The organism is Pantoea sp. USHLN256 (assembly GCF_037149875.1).
GTDB lineage: Bacteria > Pseudomonadota > Gammaproteobacteria > Enterobacterales > Enterobacteriaceae > Pantoea > Pantoea nemavictus.
In genome coordinates, this window is record NZ_JBBCQO010000001.1 from 17,545 (window position 1) to 41,278 (window position 23,734).

A 23,734-nucleotide genomic window follows, 5' to 3' on the forward strand; every position below is an offset into this window, starting at 1 on the left:
GCAAGCAATCGCAAAAAGGGGGTATTTTGAGATTGCTTGAGATTATCGGCAACGCCAAATGACGCTTGCGCGATAGTTACTTGCCATGCCGCTGGCAGAACGCGGCAAGGTCGGATGACTGAAAATCTGCCAGATTCGCCATGAGCTTCTCCAGCGGCCAGTTCCACCAGGCAATCGCCTGCAGCTGGGCGGCAATGTCCGCAGCAACACGCATTCGAATCACTTTGGCGGGTACGCCACCAACAATCGTATACGGCGGCACATCTTTGGTGACCACCGCGCCCGCCGCCAGCACCGCACCATCGCCGATGGTCACGCCTGGCAGCACAATCACGCCATGACCAATCCATACATCGTTACCCACAATCACGCGATCGGCACGGCGATCGGCGAAGAAGCCATTATCGCGCTCTGCCTGCGCATCATAATATTCCGGGCAATAGGTGAATCGATGCTGTGAGGCGCGATCCATCGGGTGATTGGGCGCGCCCAGTCGCACGTGATTGGCAATAGCGGTAAAGCGCCCAATCTGGGTATCGGCGATGCAGCAGTGTTCGCCCAGATAGGAGAAATCCCCCAATTCGCTGTACTCAAGATAACTCTCTGCCAGCACTTCACACTGCTCACCAATGTGGGTTTCGCGCATACGCACGCTAGGATCGATAACGGTATGTTGCAATTTTGCCGGTTGCACAGCAGCGAGTGCCATAATCAATGCTCCGTCGTGGTCAGATGTCTGGATAACAGGTTGCAGCGGGGCAACCGCGAGCCACAACACTACAGCGACAAGATGACACTAATGCTATTGTGCGCGTCTGTGACAGGCGATTTGAGGAGAGGGAATGAGAAGATCACCATGGTCAATTCTGGCGTTGTTATGGTCAGCCGGACAGGCATCCGCCGCGCTGCCCGCCGACATCAAAGCCGGAGACATTGTGCAAGTGCAGCTGGCGCAGCTGCATCCCACGCAGGCGGCGATTGGTTATCGTCAACTGGATTACAAGCAGCATCGTTATGAAGCCGAACCGAAAAAGCTGTTTGATGATTATTGCGAAAGCATGGGTCAGAAAGGCGTGGATAAATTTGATGCGCAATCACGCCTCTCGCATCCCAGCAGCTTCAGCTGTAAAGCGCCGGTTGGTAGCGATCCGGGTCCGATGAAAACCGCGGTAATCGCGCCGGATAACGTGCTGTACCTTACCGATGGTCATCACACTTTCAGCAATTTCGCCGATATCGCCGGCCTCAACACGCCGGTGCAGGTGCGCATTACTGATGACTTCCGCAGCCTGAAAACCATGCCGGCGTTCTGGCAAAAAATGGCGGCAGCTCATCTGGTGTGGCTGGATACGCCATCCGGTAAAATTAACCCGGATGCGCTGCCGAAAGAGCTCGGTCGCCAGCACATGCAGAATGATGAATATCGCTCGCTGGTCTACTTCGTGCGCGATATTGGCTTTGAGAAAGAGCAGAATCCGCCGCCGTTCCTCGAATTCTTCTGGGGCCAATGGCTGGAAACTCAGCTACCGCTGAAGAACTTTGATCTCAGCAATCGCAACGGCTATGCCAAAGCCGTGGAAATCATCGCTGAGAAGATCACCCGCGTGCCGAAAGAGACGGTAATTGCGCAGAGCGATAGCGGCCCGCTGACGGCAGAGCGTCTTGGTGCGCGCAACAAAGTGCATCAAAAGAAATTGGATAAGCTGACCGCGGATAACGGCAAATTGAGCTGGGCCTTCGCCCACTAATTTCTTGCCTGGCGGAGGTTCTCTCCGCCTTTGCGCGCAGTTGTAGTTGCAGATGAAAAGCATTCTCAATTAAGCTACGGCTCTTTGCCGCCTGGGCACGCTTTTCTCTGGAACACCCGCCATGCACGCTACGCCAGCACCGATGAAAATTCTGGTGGTTGACGATCACCGTAAAATCCGCGAGCCCCTTGCCACCTATCTGCGGCGCCAGCACTTTGCGGTGGTCACCGCCGAAGATGCTGCCTCACTTTGGACCTTGTTGCGCACCACACGCTTTGATCTGATTGTGTTGGACGTGATGTTACCCGACGGCGACGGCATGCAGCTTTGCCAGCAGATTCAACGTCACTACCGAACGCCGGTGATCCTGTTAACCGCGCGTGATGCCCTGGACGATCGCGTTGCCGGGCTTGAACGCGGTGCCGATGATTATGTGGTGAAACCTTTTGAACCGCGCGAGTTACTGGCACGCATTCATACGGTGCTGCGACGTGCCGAACGCCAGCCCAGCACGCCGCGCGCAAAGCCACAGCCTGTGGTGCACGCGGTGCACTTTTCCGATCTGATATTCAATCCCGCCTCACGGGTGATTAGCAACCCACAGCAGCAAGCCGTGCGCCTCAGCACGATGGAATCCAAACTGCTGACGGCCTTTCTCGCGCATCCTTATCAGGTGTTAAGTCGCGAAGCGCTGATGGATCACTGCGTAGCGCCAGGTAATGAAGTCTTTGATCGCGCTATCGATCGCCAGGTGAGCCGTCTGCGCATCAAACTGGAACAGGTTCTGCCTGGCAGCGTGCTGCTGGATACCGTGTGGGGCGAGGGTTATCGCTTTACCGCTGAGGTGCAGCTGACAACATGATGCAGAAACTGCGTACGCTGCTGCCGACGCGCATGATGAGCCAGCTCGCCTGCCTGATGATTCTCGCGTTGCTGTTTGCCAACCTCGCCGCCGTGACCGCAACACAATTTTTGGGCAATTTGCTCTCGCCTGCAATGCGCAACATTGCCGTCGAGCGCCTGGTGCTGGCCTATCACGAAAGTCTGAGCGGCGGAGAGAACTTCTCGTTAACACGCGCCGATGGGGCGCGCTTTTGGCTGGCAGCGCATCCGGAAGTGTTGGGCTTTAGTATGCGCGAGGAGGAGCAACGCCTGCGCGACTCGCTAATGAGCCAGCTGGCATTAAGCCATCCTGCAAGCGTAACCCTGCAGCTCGAAAGTGCCGATGGCGGCCTGGCGCGCAGACACATCTTCAGCGCCGCGCGCCACCAGCCGCTGCGCCTGCGCGCGACCCTTGCCCTGCCCGATGGCCGTTTCTTTAATAGCGTGCAATCGGTGATGCCCGCCTACGAGTGGACGCAACTCTTGTCATTTTCTCTGCCGATTGTCAGCGTGCCGCTGCTGTTGCTCAGCCTCTATTTTATCTATCGCGTTGTCAGGCCGATTCGTCGCCTGGCAACTGCCGCAGAGGCAATCAGCCGCGGCGAAGGGAGCAGCACGCTGCCGCTCAGCGGACCGCAGGAGTCGCGGGAGTTAACCCAGGCTTTCAACCTGATGCAGCTTCGGCTGGCGCGCCATCTTGATAGCCGCACGCGCATGCTGGCCGCCATGAGTCACGATCTCAACACGCCGATGACGGAACTGCGTTTGCAGGTGGAATTGATGCCCGACGGTGACGCGCGTGACGATATGCTGGAGAGCCTGAACGAGCTGCGCGCCATGGTGAGTGAAACCCTGCATTTCATTCGCGGCGACGTGCAGCAGGAGCTACCGCAGCGTTGCAACCTCAGCCAGATGCTGGAGGAGTTGACGCGCCGTTATCTCTCGCTGGGGAAACGCGTGCGCTGGCAAGGCGAGCCGCACAGTGAATTGATGTGTCGCCCGCTGGCGATTAAGCGCGCGCTGAGCAACCTGATCGAAAACGCGCTGTTGTATGGCGGCGAAGCTGAAGTGACGCTCATTCATCACCCCGGATGGGTGTGGATTGAAGTGCTGGATCAGGGCGCGGGGTTACCCACTGAACAGTTGGCACAGGCCTGTGAACCCTTCGTGCGCTTCAGCGAAACCGCACGTGCCGATAACACTGCAGGCGGCGGTTTGGGCCTGGGATTAGCCATCGCCCAATCAAACATTCACGCGCACGGCGGGGAACTGATTCTGGCGAATCGTCCCCCGGCCGGTTTATGTGCCACCGTCATGCTGCCAGACGGTGTCAGAAGCTGAGCGTCACGCCCCCCCAGAAAGTACGGCCATAGTTAACCGTGCCATAGGTTTCGTCGTCCAGACGCTTGTCGCCAAGATTATAAATGGCGCCGTTTAACGTCAGGTTGTGCGTTAACTGATGCGACACACCCACATCAGCCGTGATGTAATCCGGTGCCGCTTCCGCCGTAACGCTAGTGCCATACTCTTTGCCATAGTAATTTCCGGCCGCCCACAGCTGAGTAGCGGCGCTGACACGCCATTCACTGCGCAGACTCGCTTTGTGCTTCGGCGTCAACGCCAGCGGCGCGCCACGGTTGCTGCCACTTTTCTGCTCGGAGTCGAGCCAGGTATAGTTGCCTTTCAGCGACAGCTCAGGCGTGATTTTCCAGCTGCCGGTCAACTCCACACCGCGGATGACCGCTTTATCGATATTGACGCGATCCATGACGATATAGCCGTTCCAACGCTGGTCGGTGGTGACCGTCGAAAGTTTGTCTTTGAAATCGTTGTAGAAAAAGGTTGCGCTGGCCGAGAGATCGTCGCGATTTGACCACATCGCCGATAGCTCATAGTTGGTGCTGGTTTCCGGCTTCAGATTAGGATTGCCCAACATCGCATAGGTATTACGGCGTAGCACCGCATAATCCTCAATCACCGCTCGAATTTCTGGTGCTTTGAAACCGCGCGCCACGCCACCTTTCAAGGTCCATTCGTCACTGATATACCAGATGCCATAAATACGTGGACTGTAATGGTTGCCGTATTGCTCATGATTATCGAGACGTAAGCCACCCGTAAGCGAGAAGAATTCCAGCATGCGCCACTCATCTTCGAGGAACAGCGCGCGCTGCAATACGCTGTAGCGATGGTCCACGCGGGTACCGTCGCCCTGATTCCAATCAGTGAGCGCATTTTGCTGCCACTGGGCACCGGCTGTGGTGGTGTGATAGGCGGTTGGCATCACCAACTTCGCATCAAACACGCTGTTTTTGATGGTCGGTTTGCGGCCATAGACATCGGCTTGCGCAGGGCTGGCAAGCCCTTCGCGGCTGGTTTCTTCCTGGGAAAAGGCCAGCGTTGAGGTCGCCCAGCCCCAGCGCCCTTCATGTGCCAGTGACCAGTGGTCGCGATTGTTCTTCTGTTCACGCGTCGCCCAGTTAGCGCTCTCACCTTCCCCGTTCTTTAACCGGCTCACGCCCCCTTCCAGCGTAATGTCATGCTGTGCATTCGGCGTAAACGCAAGGCGAGCGGTAATATCACGGTGATCGGCCTGGGTATAGCCGTTGGTGGTCTGCACATTGTCGTCGCCCTGACGACTGAGATAACGGCCCCACAGCTGTAAACCGAGCCGTTCGGCAATCAGCGGACCGTTCAGGTAAAACTGGTTATTGCTGGCGTTGCCCTGATCCTTATGCTGGCGGACGGCATAATCCCATGAAAGTGAGCCATTCCACTGCTGGGTGACTTTGCGGGTAATAATGTTGATCACGCCGCCGATGGCATCCGAGCCATACAGCGATGACATCGGCCCACGGATCACTTCGATGCGCTCGATCGCCGACGCCGGCGGAATGAAGCTCTGTTCGTAGCCCCCATTACCGTTTACGCGCGAATCGCGCCCGCTTTGACGGATGCCATCCACCAGAATCAGGGTGTAATCCCCCGGCATGCCGCGAATGGAGATATCACTTTCATTGGCGCCGCCAATCACCGCGACGCCTTCAACATCGCGTACCGCATCAGCCAGATTGTTGATCGATCGCTTACGCAGATCGTCGCCATTGATCACCGTGACCGAGGCTGGCGCATCTTCCAGCCGCTGTTCAAATCCGGCAGCGGTCACCACCAGCGTGTCGGCACGACTGTCATCGTCGAGCGCGAAAGCCGCTGTCGGCGTCAGCACCATCAGAAAGGCTAAAGAGAGGGGTTTTAGGGTAAAAGTCGCTGTGCGCATGATCGAATAGAGTCGTAGTTGAAAACGCGAATCATACTCATGCGCATCGGTGGAAGTTGGACAATGTTGGACAACTTCCACCGCAGGGAAAGAGATCAGGCGCGGGTCGGGCGCCGACTAACAGGTTTATACCAGTTCGCAGTTTTTCACATCTGCAGATGGCGCCAGCAGATTTTTGTCAAACTCACGCAGCTCTGCGCCATCACGAATCCGCATCGGCCAGTCAGGATTGGCCAGCGCACTTTTACCGATTGAGACATAATCTGCCCCCTGCTCCAATGCCTGCGCGGCGCGGCTGGCATCACCTAACGAACCATTGGCAACGATAGTCAGATTAGGCGCGGCCTGACGCGCCAGCTGCACCAGCGAGTAGGCTGAATCTGCAAATGCCGGCTGCAGCGCGTCATATTCGGTGAGATGCAGATAATCCACGCCCGCCTCCGCCAGCAAGGCAAACACCTGGCGCGCACCCGCTTCGCCCTCCCGCCATTTGTGGTGGAAATCATTCACTTTGCCCTGCGAAATACGCACGCCAAGGGTGGCGTCGTTGCCAACGCGCTGCCGCACTGCCGCAATCACCGCCAGCGTCAGCGACAGACGTTGCGCGATGTTGCCGCCCCAGCGATCGCTGCGCTGGTTGGTGTAGTCGGTAAAGAACTGGTCGAGCAGATAGCCGTTGGCCGCGTGAATCTCGATGCCATCAAAACCCGCCTCGCCGATGGCCCGCGCGGCAGCTTGCGCAAAACTGTCGATCACCTGCTGGATCTGCGCTTCATCGATTGCGTCTGGCAACGGATACGCGCCATGTCCGTGGTAAAAGCTCAGTTGCTCGCCACGCGGCGCTAGCGCTGATGGTGCAAGGGTGTTTGAGCGATAAATATTGCCCTGGGAAATCGCACCGGCATGCATCAGCTGCGCAATGATTTTGCCGCCGCGCTGATGCACTTGATCGGTGATGGCGCGCCATCCCGCACTCTGTCTGGCATTCACCAGGCCGGCCTGAAACGCATAGGTCTGCGACCAGGCTTCATCGATGTACATGCCTTCGGTGATGATGGCGCCAAAGCCACCGCGCACGAAGCGTTGATAATAGTGCCGCATACGTTCGCCCGGCACGCCGTCGACGCTTGCAGAGATGCGCGTCATGGGCGCCACCATGATGCGATTTTTCAGCACCAGGCGATTCAGCGTCCCGCTCTGGAAAAGATGTTTATCACTCATATTGCGCTCGCAGGAGAATTATCTACAGAGCGCAGTATAGTGGATGGCCATAATGACAAAAATGGCCGATGATGATACGTCTGTATAACGGAAATCGTTACAATGAACTCAAAAGATGTTGAGGTTTTCCTGATGGTGTCGCAGACGCGCAGTCTGACGCAGGCGGCGCGGCGACTGAATACCACCCCGATGACCGTATCGCGCCGGCTCGCTTCGCTGGAGGAGGATCTCGGCGTACGCCTGCTGCATCGCACCACGCGCGCCATTGCGTTGACCGATGAAGGTGAAGAGTTTCTGCCCTACGCTAAAACGCTGGCAGAGACCGAGCAAAGCGCGCGCAATTTGTTCTCGCCGGATAAGCAAGGTGCCACCGGCCAGCTGCGCATTACTGCCCCTTCTGGCTTTGGCCGCCGCACCATTATCCCGTTGCTGCCCGCGCTGATGGCGGAGAATCCCGAGCTGCGGATTGAGTTTCAGCTCAGCGATAACGTCACGGATATTGTCGGGCTCGGCTACGATGTGGCGATCCGCATTGCGCCGCTGCGCGATTCCCGCTTAGTGGCGCAGCGGCTGGCGGATAATCCGCGCGTATTGTGTGCTTCACCGGACTATTTAACCCGCTGCGGCACACCGCAGACGCTGGCCGACCTGCATCAACATAACTGCCTGCGCTTATCTGGCGTGCTGCAGTGGAGCTTTATGGTTGATGACCATATTTCCACATTGAGCGTCGAAGGGCGTTTTAGCGGCAGCAACGTCGAGGGCGTGCGCACCTTGTGTGTCGCCGGGAGCGGCATCGCACAGCTCTCGGCGTGGGATGTGCAGGAGGAGTTAGCGAGCGGTGAGCTGGTCGAAATTGCCCTGCGCGATGCACAACCGCAGATTCTGGGCGTCTGGGCGCTGTTTCCCACCACCCGCCATTTACCGACACGGGTGACGGTGTTTCTGCACGCCCTGAAACAGGCGATGCAGGCGGCCGCGCAATAATTCGGATAATGCGCAGGCTTATCATGGGTATAGTTATTCACTCATCAACATCATGGAGGCCGACAGTGAAACCTGAAATCCATACGCTCGCGTCAACTGAAATCTACCGCAATCGCTGGTTAACGCTGAAAGAGGATAAAATTCAGCGCGCCGATGGCAGCGAAGGCATCTATTCGGTGATTGAGAAGAGTGATTTTGTGGTGGTGTTGCCGGTGGAAGATGACCACATTTATGTGGTTGAACAGTATCGCTATCCGCTCGGTGAGCGCACCGTTGAGCTGCCTCAGGGCAGTTGGGAGCTTGCGCCGGATGCCTCTCCCGAAGATCTGGCTGCCGGGGAGCTGTTAGAAGAAACCGGGTTACTTGCCGGACAGCTTGATTACGTGGGTTATCAAAAGTTAGCGCAAGGCTACTCCGCCCAGGGTTATCACATTTACCTGGCACGCGATTTGACGTACCAAGGGCAAAACCTTGATGCCGAAGAAGTGGGATTAACCGCCAGAAAAATCAAAATCGATGCGTTTCTTGAATTAATTCTGGCCGGCAAGATCAGCGATGCAACATCGGTGACTGCGTTTCTGCTGGCACGGGCAAAAAAGTTAATCGATTGATGTCATAAACGGCATATTGTGTAGCGGCGCAATTTATTGCGCAGTCATAACCGGATGACCAAATTACCAGCATTAGAAATGCGCGATAAATCGCGCCGCTACGGCACGTGCGAGAGTTAATGTTCGCACGTGCCTTAGCACTGTTACGCCGCTGTCATACTCGCCAATACCGCTTCAGCCTGGGTGCCATCAACTGCCACGCCATCAATATACAGCTTGCGCTTTTCACCCACCGGCAATGCCACTTTCAGCGTTTTCCATCCCGGCAGGAAACTGCCTTTGCGGGTGAAGTTAAGGTGAATCGCCTCAGCGTCGCTGCGCATTTCCCAGTTAAGCCACAGCGCATCGCCCTGCTGATAGCCCCAGGATTCGCCATCATCCTCAAACAGCACGCCGGTTGTTATCCCTTTGCCTTGCAGCGGGAACAGCTGCAGCGTGCGGCAATCGTCCGCCTGGGCATCAACGTGGCGCAGACGTTCACTCAGCGGCAAAGCGGCACCGGCACGCACCAGCATCGGCTGAGTTTCCAGCGGCGCATCCAGGGTGATCCACTGACCGCCGCTGTACCATTGCTGGCTGGCAAAGTCATACCAGCCAGATTGGTTGTCGGGCAACCATAGACGACGTTGACGCTGGCCGGGTTCGACCACGCTGGCCACCAGCAGATCGCGTCCCAGCATAAACTCATCGCACTCGGCAAACGTCTGCGCATCCTGCTCGTGATCGAGGAAGGTTGGACGCAGCATCGGCTCCTCGTCCGCATGTGCCTGCCACAGCAGGGTGTAGAGATACGGCAGCAGACGATAGCGCAGCGCAATGGCCGCACGGATCGCAGGCGTCGCCGCCGGATACATCCAGGGTTCGTTAACCGTGTGATCATCATTCCAGGAGTGGATGGTAAAACGCGGATGCAGCACGCCATTTTGTACCCAGCGCACAAACAGTTCTGCGTCCGGCTTATCGCCGGAAAAACCGCCGACATCATGTCCCACGTTGTACAACCCGGACAAGCTCATGCCTAATCCCATGCGGATGTTGTAGCGCAGCGTGTTCCAGTTGGTGCGGTTGTCGCCGCTCCAGGTCTGCACATAGCGCTGCATCCCGGCGCAGCCCGAACGGGAGATCAGGAATGGACGCTTGTCCGGTGCAAAGCGCTGCTGCGCTTCCATTGAGGCACGCATCATCAGCAGCGGCATGACCGGACGGATATGTTTAATCGCTATCGGCGTGCCAAAACCGTGACAGCGCGCTTCGCCATCCCACACTTCGTATTCGTTGTTGTCGTTCCAGGTGGAATCGATGCCCTTCTCCAGCAACTGTTTGGTGACGTTTTCCTGCCACCACGCCACGGCTTGCGGATGAGTGAAATCGAGATGCGAACCTTCATCATCCCAGAACACCGAACGCTCCGGCGCATCCTCTTCGGAGTCGCGAATAAACAACCCTTGTTCCGCCACCTCGTGGTAGCGCGGATGATCCTGCAACAAACACGGTTTGATATTGGCGGCGAGGCGCAAGCCGGCGTCGTGAAACGCCTGACTCATCACTTCAGGCTGCGGCACTTTGTCGTAATTCCAGTTAAATACGTAACGCTTGTTGTTGATCGAGGTATAGCCGGAGGAGAGCTGAAAGGAATCACACGGAATATCGTGCTCTTCGCACAGGCGAATGAAGTTCATTAGCTGATGCTGTGCGTCTGGTGCGTCGGTGTAATGCATGGTTGAGCCGCTGTAGCCGAGGCTCCATTTCGGGCCGAACAGGGTTTTACCGGTCAGACGCACAAAGGCTTTGGTGATATCCAGCACCTTGTCGCCGACAAACAGGTAATAGTCGATATCGCCGCTCTCAGCCTGCCAGCGGCGATACGGCTGATGATAGTTGTCGAGCTCATTGCCGAGATCAAACCAGCTGCTGCTGAGGTTATCGTAATAGAGGCCAAAGCTAACGTTGTTGCGGCGCGTAATGGTGAACGGCACGTGTTTGTACAGCGGGTCGGTGGAGGCCGCGTTGTAACCCATGGCATCAAGGTTGCGCATCTCATAGCGCTTGCCGTTGCGCTGCAGATCACCGCTCTTCTCACCCAGACCATAATAACGGTCATCGTGCATGCGGCGCTGATAGTGCGCCACGCCATCGCCGTGCGCATTGATTTGATAGGCGCTGGTCGGGCGATCGCAGGTCAGCAGTTGCCACGCGCCGGCGCTGTCGCAATATTGCCACTCCAGCGCCAGCGGCTGATGCACGATTACCCGTAGCTTATCGGTGGCGATCACCAACGTGCTGCCCTCCTCCTCAAGCGTAAAGCCCGGCAACGAGAAGCCCGCCAGACTGTCACGCTGACGCCCTTCCCACGGCACATCACTCTGCGGCGCTATGCTCCAGGTTCTGTCGAGGGTATAGGCGCCCTGAGGTTTAATCGCCACGCGGAACAGACCCGATTCCAGCACATACAGGCACAGCATGTGTTTGCCGTCGACGGTTAACGCCACGTGGTGGGCATCGGACGCCGCTAAAGACCAATTTTTTAACGTTTTCATCGTTACCTACTTTTTCAGGCGCGCTGTGCGCGACGTTCAGCAATAAAAGCAATCAGGAATACCGCGCCAATCAGGTCAAAGAAGCCCATGGCGACGAACAAGGGATTGAAACCAATGGTGTCGGCGGTGACGCCGATCAGCAGCGAAAACAGGAAGCTGGAGATCCAGGCGAATGAGCCGCGCATGCCGTTGACCGTCGCCATTTGCCCTTTATCAAACTTCTCTACCACCAGCGCGCTCAGCATGCAGGAGATGATTTGGTGACCGAAACCGCCAATTGAGATCAGCGCAATGGCCACGTAAGGATCTTTGGTGACCGCCACCATCGCCAGCGACAGCATCAGGAATGCGCCGGTTACCGAACTCGCTACCACCGAGTTAACCTGGGTAAAGCCAAAAATTTTGGTGTAAAGGCGCGTCAGATAACCGCTGGCGGCGCTGCCTAAATCTGCCGCGAGGAATGGCAGCCAGGCGAACATGGCGATCTGTTTCAGGTCCATGCCCAGCTCTTTTGCCAGATAGAGCGGTACCCAGAAGCTCAGCACCCCCCACGCAGGCTCGGCCATAAAGGCGGGAATGGCGATGCCGTAGAAACGCTTGTTTTTTGACACGGTTTTCAGCGCGGTAAAGAACGGCAGTTTTACCGCCGGTGGCTCGTTGTCCTGACGAATAAATTCCAGTTCAGACGGCTGCAGATTGGGATGCTGCTCTGGATCGCGATACAACAGCCACCACAGCACCACCCATCCGAGCGCCAGGCAGCCGGTGAACAGGAACGCACCCTGCCAGCCAAACGAGGCATGTGCGAAGTAGATAATCGGCGGGGCCAGCATCGCGCCCAGGGAGAAACCCACACCGGCCCATCCGGCAGCAATCGGACGCTCTTTTTTCGGGAACCATTCGCCAATCACCTTGGCGTTAGCCGGTGTGGCAGCGGCTTCGGCGCCGCCCATGACAAAGCGCAGAATTGCCAGGTGCACCCAACTTGCCGCGCCGGCGTGGAACAAACAGGCGACAGCCCAAATCGTGGCGCAGACCAGGAAGCCAACCTTCAGGCCGATGACATCGATCAACCAGCCGCAAATCGGTTGAAAGAAGGTATACGCCAGCTGGAACGCGCCGACGATCCATGAATATTGTTCGGTGGTGATATTGAGGCTGGTTTTGAGTTCCGGTGCCAGCAGGCCTAGCGAGTTACGGGTGATGTAGTTAACCGTAACGCCCGCTAAGAACAGCACCAACACCCACCAGCGCAAATTACGCAAGGTGCGTTTGCTGCCTGCGGCGGTTATCCCTGGATTCAAACTGCGGTTCATCGGCTTCTCCATTTATCAGTCATTGCTAACTATCCGCCAGGAGTGAAACACAGTTGCGAAAAGTGGTCGCCAGCTTGATGCATCATTTGTGATCTGGTTAACCAAAATCATCGACCAGGTTGACTTAACCCGACAAAGAGCAGAGTTTTACGTGCAAGTGGCGTGATAACGTCATAATGAAACGCGCTAAAGATAATATTGGTCAACCAATAATGAGTGAGGTAACAACATGAAGCAGACCTGGCGCTGGTATGGCCCGAACGATCCTGTCTCTCTGGCCGATGCGCGCCAGGCGGGCGCCACCGGCATCGTCACGGCGCTCCATCACATTCCCAATGGTGAAGTGTGGACAGTTGACGAAATCATGCAGCGTAAGGCGCTGGTGGAAGCCGCTGGATTGGTCTGGTCGGTGGTGGAAAGCGTGCCGATTCACGAAGAGATCAAAACCGGCAGTGGCCGCTGCCAGCACTGGATCAGCAATTATCAGCAGTCGCTGCGTAATCTGGCGCAGTGCGGCATCACCACCGTGTGCTACAACTTCATGCCGATTCTCGACTGGACGCGCACCGACCTTGAGTATCTGCTGCCCGATGGGGCCAAAGCGCTGCGCTTCGATCAGATTGAGTTCGCGGTGTTTGAACTGCACATTCTGCAACGCGCAGGCGCGGAGCAGGACTACAGTGCCGAAGAGATTGCTGAGGCTGCCGAGCGTTTTAGCCAGATGAGTCGAGAACATCGTGACCGCCTGGTGCGCAACATTATTGCCGGCTTACCCGGCGCCGAAGAGGGTTATACCCTCGACCAATTCCGCGCCCAGCTGGCGCGTTATGACGGCATCGGTAAGGCCGAGCTACGGGAGAATTTTGCCACCTTCCTGCGCGCGATTATTGCGGTTGCCGAAGAGGTGGGCGTGCGCATGGCGGTACATCCGGACGATCCACCGCGCCCGATTCTCGGCTTGCCGCGCATCGTCTCTAACGCTGACGATCTGCAGTGGATGATTGATACCGTCAGCAGCCCGGCCAACGGTTTTACCCTGTGTACCGGTTCGTACGGGGTGCTGGCAGAGAATGATCTGGCCGGCATGGTGCAACGCTTTGGCCCGCGTATCTACTTCGCACATCTGCGCTCTACCAAACGTGAAGCGAATCCCAACAGCTTCCACGAAGCCGCGCATTTAGCTGGCGATGTCGATATGTTTGCGGTGATTAAGGCGATTGCCGCAGAGGAGCAGCGGCGTAAAGCCGCAGGCCAGCAAGATTTAATTCCGATGCGTCCCGATCACGGCCACCAAATGCTGGATGACCTGAAGAAAAAAACCAATCCTGGCTACTCGGCGATTGGTCGACTGAAAGGGCTGGCTGAAATTCGCGGCGTTGAGCTGGCGATCCACCGCGCCTATTTTAGCGAGCCAACTCAGGGAGCCGAGTAATGCGCTTTATGGACGAAAATTTTCTGCTGCAAAGCGATACCGCGCGGCGTTTATATCATGATTTCGCCGCAGATATGCCCATCTACGACTATCACTGCCATCTGAATCCGCAGGAGATTGCGCAGGATCGCCAGTTTGCCAATCTCGGCCAGATTTGGCTCGAAGGCGATCACTATAAATGGCGTGCGATGCGTGCCGCGGGCGTGGATGAATCTTTGATCACCGGCAGCGCACGCAGTGATTACGATAAGTATCTCGCCTGGGCCGAAACGGTGCCAAAAACCCTTGGCAACCCGCTCTATCACTGGACGCACCTGGAACTGCGTCGTCCGTTTGGCATCACTGATACGCTATTTGGCCCGGCCACCGCGCCGGACATTTGGCACCGCTGTGCCGAAAAGCTGGCGCAGCCTGAATTCTCTGCGCGCGGCATCATGCGCCAGATGAAGGTGCGCATGGTCGGCACCACCGACGATCCGGTCGATTCACTGCGCTACCATCGCCAGATCGCCGATGACGCCAGCTTTGATATTGAGGTTGCGCCGAGCTGGCGTCCTGACAAGGTGTTTAAGATCGAGCTGGAGGGTTTTGTTGCGTATCTGGCTCGCCTGGAAGCCGCCGCCGATGTGGCTATCGACAGCTTTGATGCATTGCGCCGGGCGCTGCTGCGTCGCCTTGATCACTTCTCCGCCCACGGCTGCCGCGCATCAGATCATGGCATCGAAACCCTGCGCTTTGCGCCGGTGCCGGACGACAGCGTGCTTGATACTATTTTGGCGAAACGTCGCCGTGGCGATCTGCTGGATGAAACTGAAATCGCCCAATTCAGCAGCGCGGTGCTGGTGTGGCTCGGCAGTGAATATGCACGACGCGGCTGGGTGATGCAGCTGCACATTGGCGCCATCCGCAATAACAGCACGCGCATGTTCCGTCAGCTCGGGCCGGATAGTGGTTTTGATTCGATTGGTGATAACAATATTGCCTGGCCGCTAGCGCGCCTGCTGGATGCGATGGACATCAACGATCAACTGCCGAAAACCATCCTCTACTGCCTGAATCCGCGCGATAACGAAGTGCTGGCCACCATGGCGGGCAACTTCCAGGGCGCGAGCATTGCCGGCAAAGTGCAGTTCGGTTCAGGCTGGTGGTTTAACGATCAGCGTGACGGCATGCTGCGTCAGCTGGAACAGCTGTCGCAAATCGGCCTGCTCAGCCAGTTTGTCGGCATGCTGACCGATTCGCGCAGCTTCCTCTCCTACACGCGCCACGAATACTTTCGCCGCATTCTGTGCAATCTGCTGGCGCAATGGGTTAAAGACGGCATTGTGCCTGCTGATGAGCCGCTGCTGGGGAGCATGGTGCGCGATATCTGCTTCAACAATGCCGAGCGCTATTTTGCCCTTAATGTGACGTGATGGCAGCCTGGTCATTGCACGCCATGACCAGGCCGATTCTTAATCGCTATGCTATAGTGCGCGTCTCTGACCTGGCAGTAGCAGAGGTTATGCATCCCTTAACGCAAAGATAACTAACACGATGAAAACGCAAACTTCAGCACAGCGTCCCTATCAGGAAGTCGGGGAAATGCTCCGTCAGATGATCTCGCAAAAACAGTATGCGGTGGGCCAGCGGCTACCACCGGAGCGTGAGCTCGCGGCGCTGCTGAATGTGACGCGTACGCTGGTGCGTGAAGCGCTGATCATGCTGGAGCTGGAAGGCTTAATCGAGGTGCGTCGTGGCGCGGGAATCTACGTGATTCACGACTCGCCGCAGCCACCGGCTCCGCAGCACAAAGCCAGCAATGATGCCGGACCGTTTGAGATGCTGCAGGCGCGTCAGCTGCTGGAGAGCAACATCGCTGAATTTGCCGCACTGCAGGCGACGCGTGAAGACATCATGAAAATGCGTCAGGCGCTGGAGCTGGAGGAGAAAGAGCTCGCCTCAGGCGCGGTCAACCAAAGTGAAAATGGCGATCGCAACTTCCATCTGGCGATTGCCGAAGCCACGCACAACAGCATGCTGGTTGAGCTGTTTAAGCAATCCTGGCAGTGGCGTGAAGACAACGTGATGTGGAGCCAGCTGCATCGCCATCTGGTCAACAACGATTACCGCAAACAGTGGCTCGACGATCACAAGAAAATTCTCGCCACGCTGATCAAAAAAGACGCGCGCGCTGCCAAACAGGCGATGTGGCAGCACCTTGAGAATGTGAAACAACGCCTGCTGGAATTCTCTGACGTCGATGATATTGATTTTGATGGTTACCTGTTCGAATCCTGGCCGCTGTATGTCGCCAGCAATCCTAATAATTGATGCCGTTATAGAAAAGGGTCAACCGCATGCTTCGGGAAAATTTCAACGACCTGATCTATTTAGTGATGGTGGCACGCGAATGTAGCTTCACGCGCGCCGCCGCCAAATTAGGCGTATCACAATCGGCATTGAGTCATTCAATACGCGGTCTGGAAGAGCGTTTAAATACCCGATTATTGACGCGCACCACGCGCAGCGTGGCGCCGACCGAAGCCGGTGAAAATCTGATTAAAAGCGTTGCGCCAATGATGGCGGATATGGAAAAAGCCCTGCTACAGCTGGCCGATAATCAGGGCAAACCGTCGGGGAACATTCGTATCACCGCCGGGGAACATGCGTTGTCATCCACGCTGTGGCCGCTGCTGAAGCCCTTTCTGCAAACCTATCCTGACGTGAACGTCGAACTCTCTGTCGACAATACCTTAACCGATATTGTCAGCGGGCGTTTCGATGCAGGTGTACGACTGGGCGAAAGTATTGAAAAAGATATGGTAGCGGTGCGGATTGGCCCGGACTGGAAAATGGTTGCGGTTGCAGCACCTGAATACCTGCAAAAACACGGCATCCCGCAGACGCCTTATGAATTGCAAAATCATAACTGTATTAACATGCGCCTTCCCACACTCGGCGGATTATACAGCTGGGAGTTCAGTAAGGACGGCAAAGATATTCGCGTCAAAGTTGAAGGTCAGCTGATATTTAATAATCTGGCATCCCGTATTGATGCGGTGCTTTCCGGCATGGGTATTGCCTATGTGCCCGAAGACACCGTCAAACAGCATATTGCCAACGGCGACCTGCAAGCCATTCTGGCTGACTGGTGTGAACCGTTCAGCGGATATTACCTCTATTATCCCAGCCGCAAACAACATACCGCTGCGTTTGAGAAACTGATCGAAGCCATTAAATACCGGGGATAATGGCTTCGATCGTGGATGATTAACGTTCAATTTTCAGCGCAAGCTGCCTGGCCAGGAAGAACGGCCTTAAATAAGCCACGGTATTTGACAGTGGCAAAACGTCATCGCTTAGCTGGATACCGATCTCCGCGCGCAGATACTCACGACGCGTTTCGATACGCTGCCACAGCGCCGGATAGGCGTGGCGAATCGTCGCCTGCAGTGCCGCATCGGCCAGCACCACGCACTCTTCGGCGCTGGCACCGTTGTAGCCCGGCACGGACGGGATGATATCAATTTGTAGCATCATGCCGCTTTTCAGGAGCTCAGTGGAACCGTGATAAATCGGCGACGACATCCACTCTTCATCCGCCACCAGATGGCCGGGATTCAGGTGCCAGCCAAAACGCGCTTTAGGCAAAACCTGTTCAATCAGTTGGTAAAGCGCGCCGCCGCGCATGCCGACGTGAATCGTTTCCAGCCAGCTCACCACCGCCGAGAAATAGGGTTTGGCGATGCGATCGAGATAATCCTGCTGGGTTGCTGGCAACTCACTTTCACTGGCAATCACGAAACCGCTGCGGCTGGAAAGGCCACCTTTGTAGGCGGTGGTCAGGGAAAGCGGATCGCCGCGCCGCACGGTTTTCGCGCTGGGATAAAGATTCGCGTTTTCGAAACGCGTGCCGGTGGCCGCGATGGTCACCACGGTGTTGTACTGCCCTTCAGCGGTGAGTAACGCGCCCAACTCGGTTTCACGCACGCCAACCTCAATCGCATTGAGCGCGTCCAGCATGCAGTTGGAGGCGAGATTGGCACCATATTCGTAATGCGCGATTTCATTGGCATTGCAGCGGGTACGTGCGCCGTTATCACCAATTAACAAAGGGATAGCATTTTCTAACAGCGCGTCATCTTTGAGCGTGCGCTTAATCGCGTCGACAATAAAGTAGGGTAAATCGAACATCGCGCGCCCATTGCCGGCGGCTGGCGTGAACATTTTCCAGCCAATCAGACCGACTTTATTGCTGCTGTCCAGGCCCGCGTCCTTGAAAAGCGTTTCCAGCGGCACTTCATTATCCATCGGCTGATTAGGCAGCGAGAAGTACGGCGAGTGAGCCAGCGTGGCCTCAATGCGCGAGAAACGTGCCATTTTCAGGTTTTCGTTACCCAGCACCAACGTGGCATGCCCGGACTTGTCCAGCAGCAGTAGCCCCTCTTCGAAACGCGGTATAAATCCGGTGAGATATTCGAAATTGCTGCCGTGTTCCTTGTCCGCGTAGATGACCAGCGTGTCAAAACCGTGCTGTTTCATTGCGTTCAACAAGGTGTGTTTTCGTTCCAGCAGGGTCTCATCAGAGAGAACGACTGCTTCCACCCCAGTGAACTTCACTGGCTCGGTGACGCAGCCAAGCGCGATCGCCATCGTTAACCTCCTCACATTGCATAATGTGTTGAGGATAGTAGCGTCTTTCACCGCAGGGCGTTTTGACACAGCACGAAAAAAGGCGGAGGGGTGAGCTCCGCCTTGTTTCAAGTTCCGGTCAGTGCGCCTGACCGGTCAGTTGCATAAGGGCAACGATGATTTGAAGAATGATGCGGACGATGTCCAGCAGCAATCGAACAATTTCCATCACTTTCCTTCTCCTCTGAGAGGAGCGCGCCGTTCAGCTGCCGAGGCTTTGACTCCACCCGCCGACCGCCTAAGCACAATTGTGAGGAGTGCTGAGCGGCTCTCATTGTGGAAGCCACAGGCCAGCACCACCTGAAACCTGCCGGGATTTGACTATCCGCGCCCCTGGAGTCATCAGCAAAACAATGAGGCTTCGCCCGTCACTCAACGCCTGTATAACCATACAGTATTATGGCAAAACTTGAAATATCTCGCCGCACATTTTATTATCGCGGGTGTGAGGAGTGCTGAGCACCCCGTTCGCGGCGCGGTTACCAGCCGATTAGCGAGCATAAAAAAAAGGATTTGGCTTTACTGCCAAATCCTTTTTTATTGCCGGCGTTTAATTACCGCGCGGAACTGATGCGCCAGATAGTATTACCCGCATCATCGGCAATCAACACGCCGCCCTGGCGATCGGTAGCTAAACCGACCGGTAAACCACGCACCTGCTTCTGATCGTCGGTGAGGAAGCCCGTCACCACCGGCTGCGGCTGCCCCACCGGTTTACCGTTCTCGAATTTCACCCACACCACCTGATAGCCATTCAGCGGCGTACGGTTCCAGCTACCATGCTCGCTGATAAACGCCCCGCCACGATACTGCGGCATGTTATCCGCGCCATAGAACAACAGGCCGAGCGGTGCGACATGCGAGCTCAGTGCGTAATCAGGCTTGATGGCCTTCTCCACCAAATCCGGCCTTTGTGGCTGGGCACGCTCATCCACGTGCTGACCATAATAGCTATACGGCCAGCCGTAGAAGCCTTTGTCCTGCACCGAGGTCATGTAATCCGGAACCAGATCGGAACCAATCTCGTCACGCTCATTGACGATAGCCCACAGCTTGCCGCTCTGTGGCTCCCACTGTAAGCCGGTAGGATTGCGCAGGCCGCTGGCATAGATCCGGCTGGCACCGCTCGCCGCATCCACTTCCAGCACCGCCGCGCGGCGATACTCTTCGCCAATGCCGTTTTCCGTTACGTTACTGTTGGATCCCACCCCAACATACAGCTTGCTGCCATCCGGGCTGGCGAGCAGTGATTTAGTCCAGTGATGGTTAATCGGACCGCCCGGCAACTCGGTGACTTCCACCGGCGGCGTACGAATCTCGGTTTGCCCGGTTTCGTAAGGGAACTTCACCAGGCTATCGGCGTTCGCCACATATAAGGTATTCCCCACCAGCTGCATGCCAAACGGCGCCGTCAGGTTATCGATAAAGCGATGCTGCTCCCATTTGCCGTTAACGTTGCGCAGCAGCGTGATGCGATTGCCGCCCTCACCGCCTTTGCCTGAGGCTTTCTGCACAATGCCCATAATCAGCTGCTTCGGCGCGGTGGTCGGTTTCGGCATGCCATTGGATTCCGCCACCAGCACATCATTATTAGGCAACACCAATACCTGACGTGGATGCTGCAGGTTTTCGGCGATCTTTTCGATCTTTAAACCCTCCGCCACTTTCGGCATTTCCCCGGTTTTCCACGGCGTGCCTTCCGGTACTTGCATCGGTGGCATAAAGAAGTTCTGCGCCTGCGGCAGCTCAGGATTGGGACCGATTTGCTTTTGCGGATCGATCAGCGCCCCGTCGTCACAGGCACTGAGCAGCATGGCGATCGCTACCGCACTAAGTAGGTGTTTCATACGCGACCTCCCTGTGTGCGACGTTCGCGCAGCACCAGCTGTACGTTGGCAATCAGCAGCAGCGCCACTACCAGCGTCGAGAGCGTCACGCCCATGGGCACCACCGCGTAGGCATCGCGGCTGTGAATAAAGGCGTTCACCACCGCCAGCACCATTGCCAGTAGCGACAGCCAGAAGTGGGTTTTCTCATTTGGCCGGGCACCGCGAAATAAATAAACCAGGCTAATTAAACGTGGCAGGATGGCCAGCACCAGACCAAGGGTAATCAGCCAACTGGCCGATTTGGTCCACATGATGACGAAGGTTTGCAGATAGAGGATATCGAAAAACCAGGCGGCGACAAAAAAGCCCAGCGGCAGCGGTTCCAGCAGCGTATACAACGTCACGCCGAACACCGATCTTCCTGAGGTATGAAACATTACTCTCTCCCTTTTACCGAATTATCATCAGATGGCGCACGCGTTGCGCTTTTTGCAACAACGTGCCACCACCTGTGAAATATTAGTAAAGATAAACAGTAACGTTTAACACTTATCTAACTTGCTCAAACTTATGACTTATCTGCCGGCAGGGTTACCCAATATCCCGGCTGATAAGGCAATGGCAGAAACTTCTGGTGGAACTCGCGGAAAGTGGCGTCCGGATCGAGATCGGCAAACAATTCGGGATGCAGCCACTTCGCCAGCGCCTGAATCGCCACAAACTGGTACGGGCTATCGTAGAACTGATGCCAGATTGCATGCGCCTTGCCGTTATGGGCTACCGGCAGGGTTTTGAAGGCATCGCGCATCATCAGCAGTTGCAGCCGCGCAGTGGCTTCTTTCACATCCGCACCGGGACCGACACCCACCCATTTGCCGACGGTATTGTAGTTTTTCCAGTTGGCACCAGTCACCACCACCACATCCGGACGGCTGGCGATGATCTGTTCTGGGTTGAGCGTGCCAAAGGTGCCTGGAATCAGATCCTTGGCGATATTGCGGCCGCCCGCAATTTCCACCATCTGACCAAAGTTCTCGTTGCCAAACGACATGCAGCACTCATCGCTGTAGCCGCCAGCGCGGTCAATCATCACTTTTGGGCGCGTGCCGCTAAAATTCTTCAGGCGATCGGTCACCTTTTCAATTTGTGCCCGGCGGAACGTCACAATCTCTTCGGCACGCTGCGGATTATTCACCAGCTCGCCCATGATGCGGATGCTTTGCTCAGCGTGTTCCATCGGCTTCTCACGGAAATCGATAAACACCACCGGCACGCCCACTGCCTGTAACTTCTCAATCAGCTTGCCTTCATCGGTGGCCGCTTTGGATTCAAGGTTCATCAGCACTAAATCGGGCTTCAGCGTCAGCGCCTGCTCAACGTTGAAGGTGCCATCCTTCGCGCCGCCAAAGGTCGGCAACGTTTTAATCTGCGGATATTTCTTCTCATACGCCATGTAGCCGTCGTAATCCGCTTTATGGAAATCATCGCGCCAGCCGACCACGCGCTGGAACGGCGCGGCGGTATCAAAAGCGGCCAGCAGATACATCTGACGCCCTTCGCCCAAAATGATGCGTTTGGACTCCTCTTTGACCTCGACCTGACGTCCAGCGACATCCGTAATGATTTTTGCGGCAGCGTGATGCGTTACCGCCAGTAACCCCAGTGCAAACAGCCATGCTTTCATGTTACCTACCCAGAATGATAATGATTATTATTTAATTTTCGCGGCGTCACTATTACCTGGCTGACGGGAAATAAAAAGCCCCCAGCAACACATTTTTTTACATTCCGCCCAGCGCTTTTCACTGTGCAATCGCTCACAAAACGCCAGTCATTCGTGAAAACGCTCACAGCGAACTATGCAAATGCCCAATTTATCGCCGTTGTTTCCTGCGCTTTGGCTAATGCGTAAACAAAATGTGAACGCTAAATTACAAAATGAAACGGCGTTTTATTTTTTATGTTAATGCCCATCGTGGGAGCGCCAAGCATGAACGGAGGAGTAACCGTGAAGATCAGTGCCATTGATGTGACCCTGTTTAGCTACCCAACCCGCCGCGTCTCGGACAGCGCCGGGCACTCGCATCCCGGCGCCGAGACCGATGCGCAAATGGCGCTGCTGACCCTGACCAGCGAGGATGGGGATTGCGGTTATGCCTTCGCACCGGCTGAGGTGATTCGTCCACACGTGGTAAACGCCTTCTTCCGCAAGGTGCTGATTGGGCAAAACGCCTTTGATCGCGAACGGCTGTGGCAGGATCTGGTGCACTGGCAGCGCGGTAGCGCCCACCAGCTCACCGAACGTGCGTTATCCGCCGTGGAACAGGCGCTATGGGATTTGATTGGTCGCAAGCTCAAGCAGCCGGTGCACAAATTGCTTGGCGGCTATCGCGAGAAGATCCCGGCCTACGGCAGCACCATGTGTGGCGATGAGCTGGAAGGCGGTTTATCGACGCCCGACGAATATGCCCAGTTTGCCGAAAAGCTGGTGGCGCGCGGTTATCAGGCCATCAAACTGCACACCTGGATGCCACCCGTCTCGTTCGCCCCCAGCCCACAAATGGACATTAAAGCCTGCGCCGCGGTACGTGAAGCGGTCGGCCCGGACATCGCGCTGATGCTTGACGGCTATCACTGGTACAGCCGCAGCGATGCGCTCACCATTGGTAAAGCGCTGGAAAAACTCAACTTCGCCTGGTTCGAAGAGCCGATGGAAGAGGAGAGCATGGCGTCTTATGCCTGGCTGGCGGAAAACCTCAGCATCGACGTACTGGGCCCGGAAAGCCTCGGCGGCAAACACCATAGCCGCGCCGATTGGGTACGCGCCGGCGCCTGCGACATTCTGCGCGCCGGTGCCAACGGCGTCGGCGGTATTTCGGCCACTATGAAGGTCGCTAGCCTGGCCGAAGCCTTCGGCATGGATTGCGAAGTGCACGGTAATGGCGCGGCCAGCATCGCGGTGGTCGGTGCCATCCGCAACTGTCGCTGGTACGAGCGCGGCCTGTTGCACCCATTCCTCGATTATGAACAGCCGCCGGCCTATCTCAACGCGCTGGTCGATCCGATGGATGCCGACGGTTTCGTGCATCTGCCCACGCGACCGGGACTCGGTGAGGACATCAATTTCTCGTGGATTGAGACACACACGCTAAATCGCTGGTAAGCGCCTGACACAAGCAGTACGGCAAAAAACTATAAACCTCTGACCTGCTGGACTTTG

General features: G+C 56.3%; 19 protein-coding genes. 10 read left to right on the plus strand and 9 right to left on the minus strand.

The genetic code is table 11. From position 1 onward, the window contains the following. Positions 1 to 76 precede the first annotated feature (76 nt). On the minus strand, positions 77 to 709 hold the full coding sequence (locus tag WFL93_RS00085) for a DapH/DapD/GlmU-related protein (RefSeq protein WP_180823571.1): 633 nt from the start codon (positions 707 to 709) through the stop codon (positions 77 to 79). 133 nt (positions 710 to 842) lie between these two features. Here WFL93_RS00085 and WFL93_RS00090 point away from each other — a divergent pair, with 133 nt between their 5' ends. The 3 genes from WFL93_RS00090 (at position 843) to WFL93_RS00100 (ending at position 3,971) form a co-directional block, all read left to right on the plus strand. Beyond that, positions 843 to 1,748, plus strand: coding sequence for a ParB/Srx family N-terminal domain-containing protein (locus WFL93_RS00090; RefSeq protein WP_336777011.1), 906 nt, complete (start codon positions 843 to 845; stop codon positions 1,746 to 1,748). Between the two features lie 121 nt (positions 1,749 to 1,869). Beyond that, entirely contained in the window at positions 1,870 to 2,610 is a 741-nt protein-coding gene (locus WFL93_RS00095) for a response regulator transcription factor (RefSeq protein WP_336777012.1), read from the plus strand. After that, a complete protein-coding gene (locus WFL93_RS00100) occupies positions 2,607 to 3,971 on the plus strand; it encodes an ATP-binding protein (protein WP_336777013.1) in 1,365 nt (454 codons plus the stop codon). Before WFL93_RS00095 ends, WFL93_RS00100 begins: the two co-directional genes overlap by 4 nt. Here WFL93_RS00100 and WFL93_RS00105 read toward each other — a convergent pair. Next, complete coding sequence (locus tag WFL93_RS00105) at positions 3,961 to 5,907, minus strand: TonB-dependent receptor domain-containing protein (RefSeq protein WP_336777014.1); 1,947 nt, start codon at positions 5,905 to 5,907, stop codon at positions 3,961 to 3,963. The genes WFL93_RS00100 and WFL93_RS00105 overlap by 11 nt on opposite strands. Positions 5,908 to 6,033: 126 nt before the next feature. Beyond that, positions 6,034 to 7,128 (minus strand): NADH:flavin oxidoreductase, encoded by a 1,095-nt coding sequence (locus WFL93_RS00110; protein WP_336777015.1) that lies wholly within the window; start codon positions 7,126 to 7,128, stop codon positions 6,034 to 6,036. A gap of 102 nt (positions 7,129 to 7,230) precedes the next feature. Between WFL93_RS00110 and WFL93_RS00115 the strand changes: the two genes are divergently transcribed. Together WFL93_RS00115 and WFL93_RS00120 are read left to right on the plus strand one after the other, a co-directional pair. Further along, entirely contained in the window at positions 7,231 to 8,115 is an 885-nt protein-coding gene (locus WFL93_RS00115; RefSeq protein ID WP_336777016.1) for a LysR family transcriptional regulator, read from the plus strand. Between the two features lie 65 nt (positions 8,116 to 8,180). After that, entirely contained in the window at positions 8,181 to 8,726 is a 546-nt protein-coding gene (locus tag WFL93_RS00120; RefSeq protein WP_082204280.1) for an NUDIX domain-containing protein, read from the plus strand. A gap of 143 nt (positions 8,727 to 8,869) precedes the next feature. Here the strand turns inward: WFL93_RS00120 and WFL93_RS00125 are convergent, their stop codons facing one another. Continuing rightward, on the minus strand, positions 8,870 to 11,263 hold the full coding sequence (locus tag WFL93_RS00125) for a glycoside hydrolase family 31 protein (protein WP_336777017.1): 2,394 nt from the start codon (positions 11,261 to 11,263) through the stop codon (positions 8,870 to 8,872). 14 nt (positions 11,264 to 11,277) lie between these two features. Further along, positions 11,278 to 12,579 (minus strand): MFS transporter, encoded by a 1,302-nt coding sequence (locus WFL93_RS00130; RefSeq protein ID WP_336777018.1) that lies wholly within the window; start codon positions 12,577 to 12,579, stop codon positions 11,278 to 11,280. Between the two features lie 229 nt (positions 12,580 to 12,808). On the opposite strand from WFL93_RS00130, the gene uxuA reads away from it, so the two are divergent. The 4 genes from uxuA (at position 12,809) to WFL93_RS00150 (ending at position 17,244) form a co-directional block, all read left to right on the plus strand. Further along, entirely contained in the window at positions 12,809 to 14,011 is a 1,203-nt protein-coding gene (gene uxuA / locus WFL93_RS00135; RefSeq protein ID WP_336777019.1) for a mannonate dehydratase, read from the plus strand. Further along, a complete protein-coding gene (gene uxaC, locus WFL93_RS00140; RefSeq protein WP_336777020.1) occupies positions 14,011 to 15,426 on the plus strand; it encodes a glucuronate isomerase in 1,416 nt (471 codons plus the stop codon). Before uxuA ends, uxaC begins: the two co-directional genes overlap by 1 nt. A 121-nt stretch (positions 15,427 to 15,547) precedes the next feature. Then, positions 15,548 to 16,324, plus strand: a complete 777-nt coding sequence (gene uxuR / locus WFL93_RS00145; protein WP_336777021.1) for a Uxu operon transcriptional regulator — start codon at positions 15,548 to 15,550, stop codon at positions 16,322 to 16,324. 26 nt (positions 16,325 to 16,350) lie between these two features. Continuing rightward, positions 16,351 to 17,244, plus strand: a complete 894-nt coding sequence (locus WFL93_RS00150; protein ID WP_009128253.1) for a LysR family transcriptional regulator — start codon at positions 16,351 to 16,353, stop codon at positions 17,242 to 17,244. A 19-nt stretch (positions 17,245 to 17,263) separates the two neighbouring features. On the opposite strand, the gene WFL93_RS00155 is transcribed toward WFL93_RS00150, so the two are convergent. The 4 genes from WFL93_RS00155 to WFL93_RS00170 all read right to left on the minus strand — a co-directional run bounded on the left by WFL93_RS00155 (position 17,264) and on the right by WFL93_RS00170 (position 22,198). Next, complete coding sequence (locus WFL93_RS00155; RefSeq protein ID WP_336777022.1) at positions 17,264 to 18,646, minus strand: M24 family metallopeptidase; 1,383 nt, start codon at positions 18,644 to 18,646, stop codon at positions 17,264 to 17,266. A gap of 593 nt (positions 18,647 to 19,239) precedes the next feature. Then, on the minus strand, positions 19,240 to 20,532 hold the full coding sequence (locus WFL93_RS00160) for a PQQ-dependent sugar dehydrogenase (RefSeq protein ID WP_336777023.1): 1,293 nt from the start codon (positions 20,530 to 20,532) through the stop codon (positions 19,240 to 19,242). Beyond that, positions 20,529 to 20,951, minus strand: a complete 423-nt coding sequence (locus WFL93_RS00165; protein WP_049851752.1) for a DUF2231 domain-containing protein — start codon at positions 20,949 to 20,951, stop codon at positions 20,529 to 20,531. Before WFL93_RS00165 ends, WFL93_RS00160 begins: the two co-directional genes overlap by 4 nt. A 131-nt stretch (positions 20,952 to 21,082) precedes the next feature. Further along, positions 21,083 to 22,198, minus strand: coding sequence for an ABC transporter substrate-binding protein (locus WFL93_RS00170; protein ID WP_336777024.1), 1,116 nt, complete (start codon positions 22,196 to 22,198; stop codon positions 21,083 to 21,085). Between the two features lie 306 nt (positions 22,199 to 22,504). Here WFL93_RS00170 and WFL93_RS00175 point away from each other — a divergent pair, with 306 nt between their 5' ends. Continuing rightward, positions 22,505 to 23,677: a mandelate racemase family protein gene (locus WFL93_RS00175; RefSeq protein ID WP_442955873.1), complete on the plus strand. Its 1,173-nt coding sequence runs from the start codon at positions 22,505 to 22,507 to the stop codon at positions 23,675 to 23,677. Positions 23,678 to 23,734 lie beyond the last annotated feature (57 nt).

What these genes read in the sequence shown, in the direction of transcription:
- WFL93_RS00085 (WP_180823571.1), bottom strand. Translation starts at nt 709, where the DNA reads ATGGCACTCGCTGCTGTGCAACCGGCAAAATTGCAACATACCGTTATC.
- WFL93_RS00090 (WP_336777011.1), top strand. Translation starts at nt 843, where the DNA reads ATGAGAAGATCACCATGGTCAATTCTGGCGTTGTTATGGTCAGCCGGA.
- WFL93_RS00095 (WP_336777012.1), top strand. Translation starts at nt 1,870, where the DNA reads ATGCACGCTACGCCAGCACCGATGAAAATTCTGGTGGTTGACGATCAC.
- WFL93_RS00100 (WP_336777013.1), top strand. Translation starts at nt 2,607, where the DNA reads ATGATGCAGAAACTGCGTACGCTGCTGCCGACGCGCATGATGAGCCAG.
- WFL93_RS00105 (WP_336777014.1), bottom strand. Translation starts at nt 5,907, where the DNA reads ATGCGCACAGCGACTTTTACCCTAAAACCCCTCTCTTTAGCCTTTCTG.
- WFL93_RS00110 (WP_336777015.1), bottom strand. Translation starts at nt 7,128, where the DNA reads ATGAGTGATAAACATCTTTTCCAGAGCGGGACGCTGAATCGCCTGGTG.
- WFL93_RS00115 (WP_336777016.1), top strand. Translation starts at nt 7,231, where the DNA reads ATGAACTCAAAAGATGTTGAGGTTTTCCTGATGGTGTCGCAGACGCGC.
- WFL93_RS00125 (WP_336777017.1), bottom strand. Translation starts at nt 11,263, where the DNA reads ATGAAAACGTTAAAAAATTGGTCTTTAGCGGCGTCCGATGCCCACCAC.
- WFL93_RS00130 (WP_336777018.1), bottom strand. Translation starts at nt 12,579, where the DNA reads ATGAACCGCAGTTTGAATCCAGGGATAACCGCCGCAGGCAGCAAACGC.
- uxuA (WP_336777019.1), top strand. Translation starts at nt 12,809, where the DNA reads ATGAAGCAGACCTGGCGCTGGTATGGCCCGAACGATCCTGTCTCTCTG.
- uxaC (WP_336777020.1), top strand. Translation starts at nt 14,011, where the DNA reads ATGCGCTTTATGGACGAAAATTTTCTGCTGCAAAGCGATACCGCGCGG.
- uxuR (WP_336777021.1), top strand. Translation starts at nt 15,548, where the DNA reads ATGAAAACGCAAACTTCAGCACAGCGTCCCTATCAGGAAGTCGGGGAA.
- WFL93_RS00150 (WP_009128253.1), top strand. Translation starts at nt 16,351, where the DNA reads ATGCTTCGGGAAAATTTCAACGACCTGATCTATTTAGTGATGGTGGCA.
- WFL93_RS00155 (WP_336777022.1), bottom strand. Translation starts at nt 18,646, where the DNA reads ATGGCGATCGCGCTTGGCTGCGTCACCGAGCCAGTGAAGTTCACTGGG.
- WFL93_RS00160 (WP_336777023.1), bottom strand. Translation starts at nt 20,532, where the DNA reads ATGAAACACCTACTTAGTGCGGTAGCGATCGCCATGCTGCTCAGTGCC.
- WFL93_RS00165 (WP_049851752.1), bottom strand. Translation starts at nt 20,951, where the DNA reads ATGTTTCATACCTCAGGAAGATCGGTGTTCGGCGTGACGTTGTATACG.
- WFL93_RS00170 (WP_336777024.1), bottom strand. Translation starts at nt 22,198, where the DNA reads ATGAAAGCATGGCTGTTTGCACTGGGGTTACTGGCGGTAACGCATCAC.
- WFL93_RS00175 (WP_442955873.1), top strand. Translation starts at nt 22,505, where the DNA reads ATGAACGGAGGAGTAACCGTGAAGATCAGTGCCATTGATGTGACCCTG.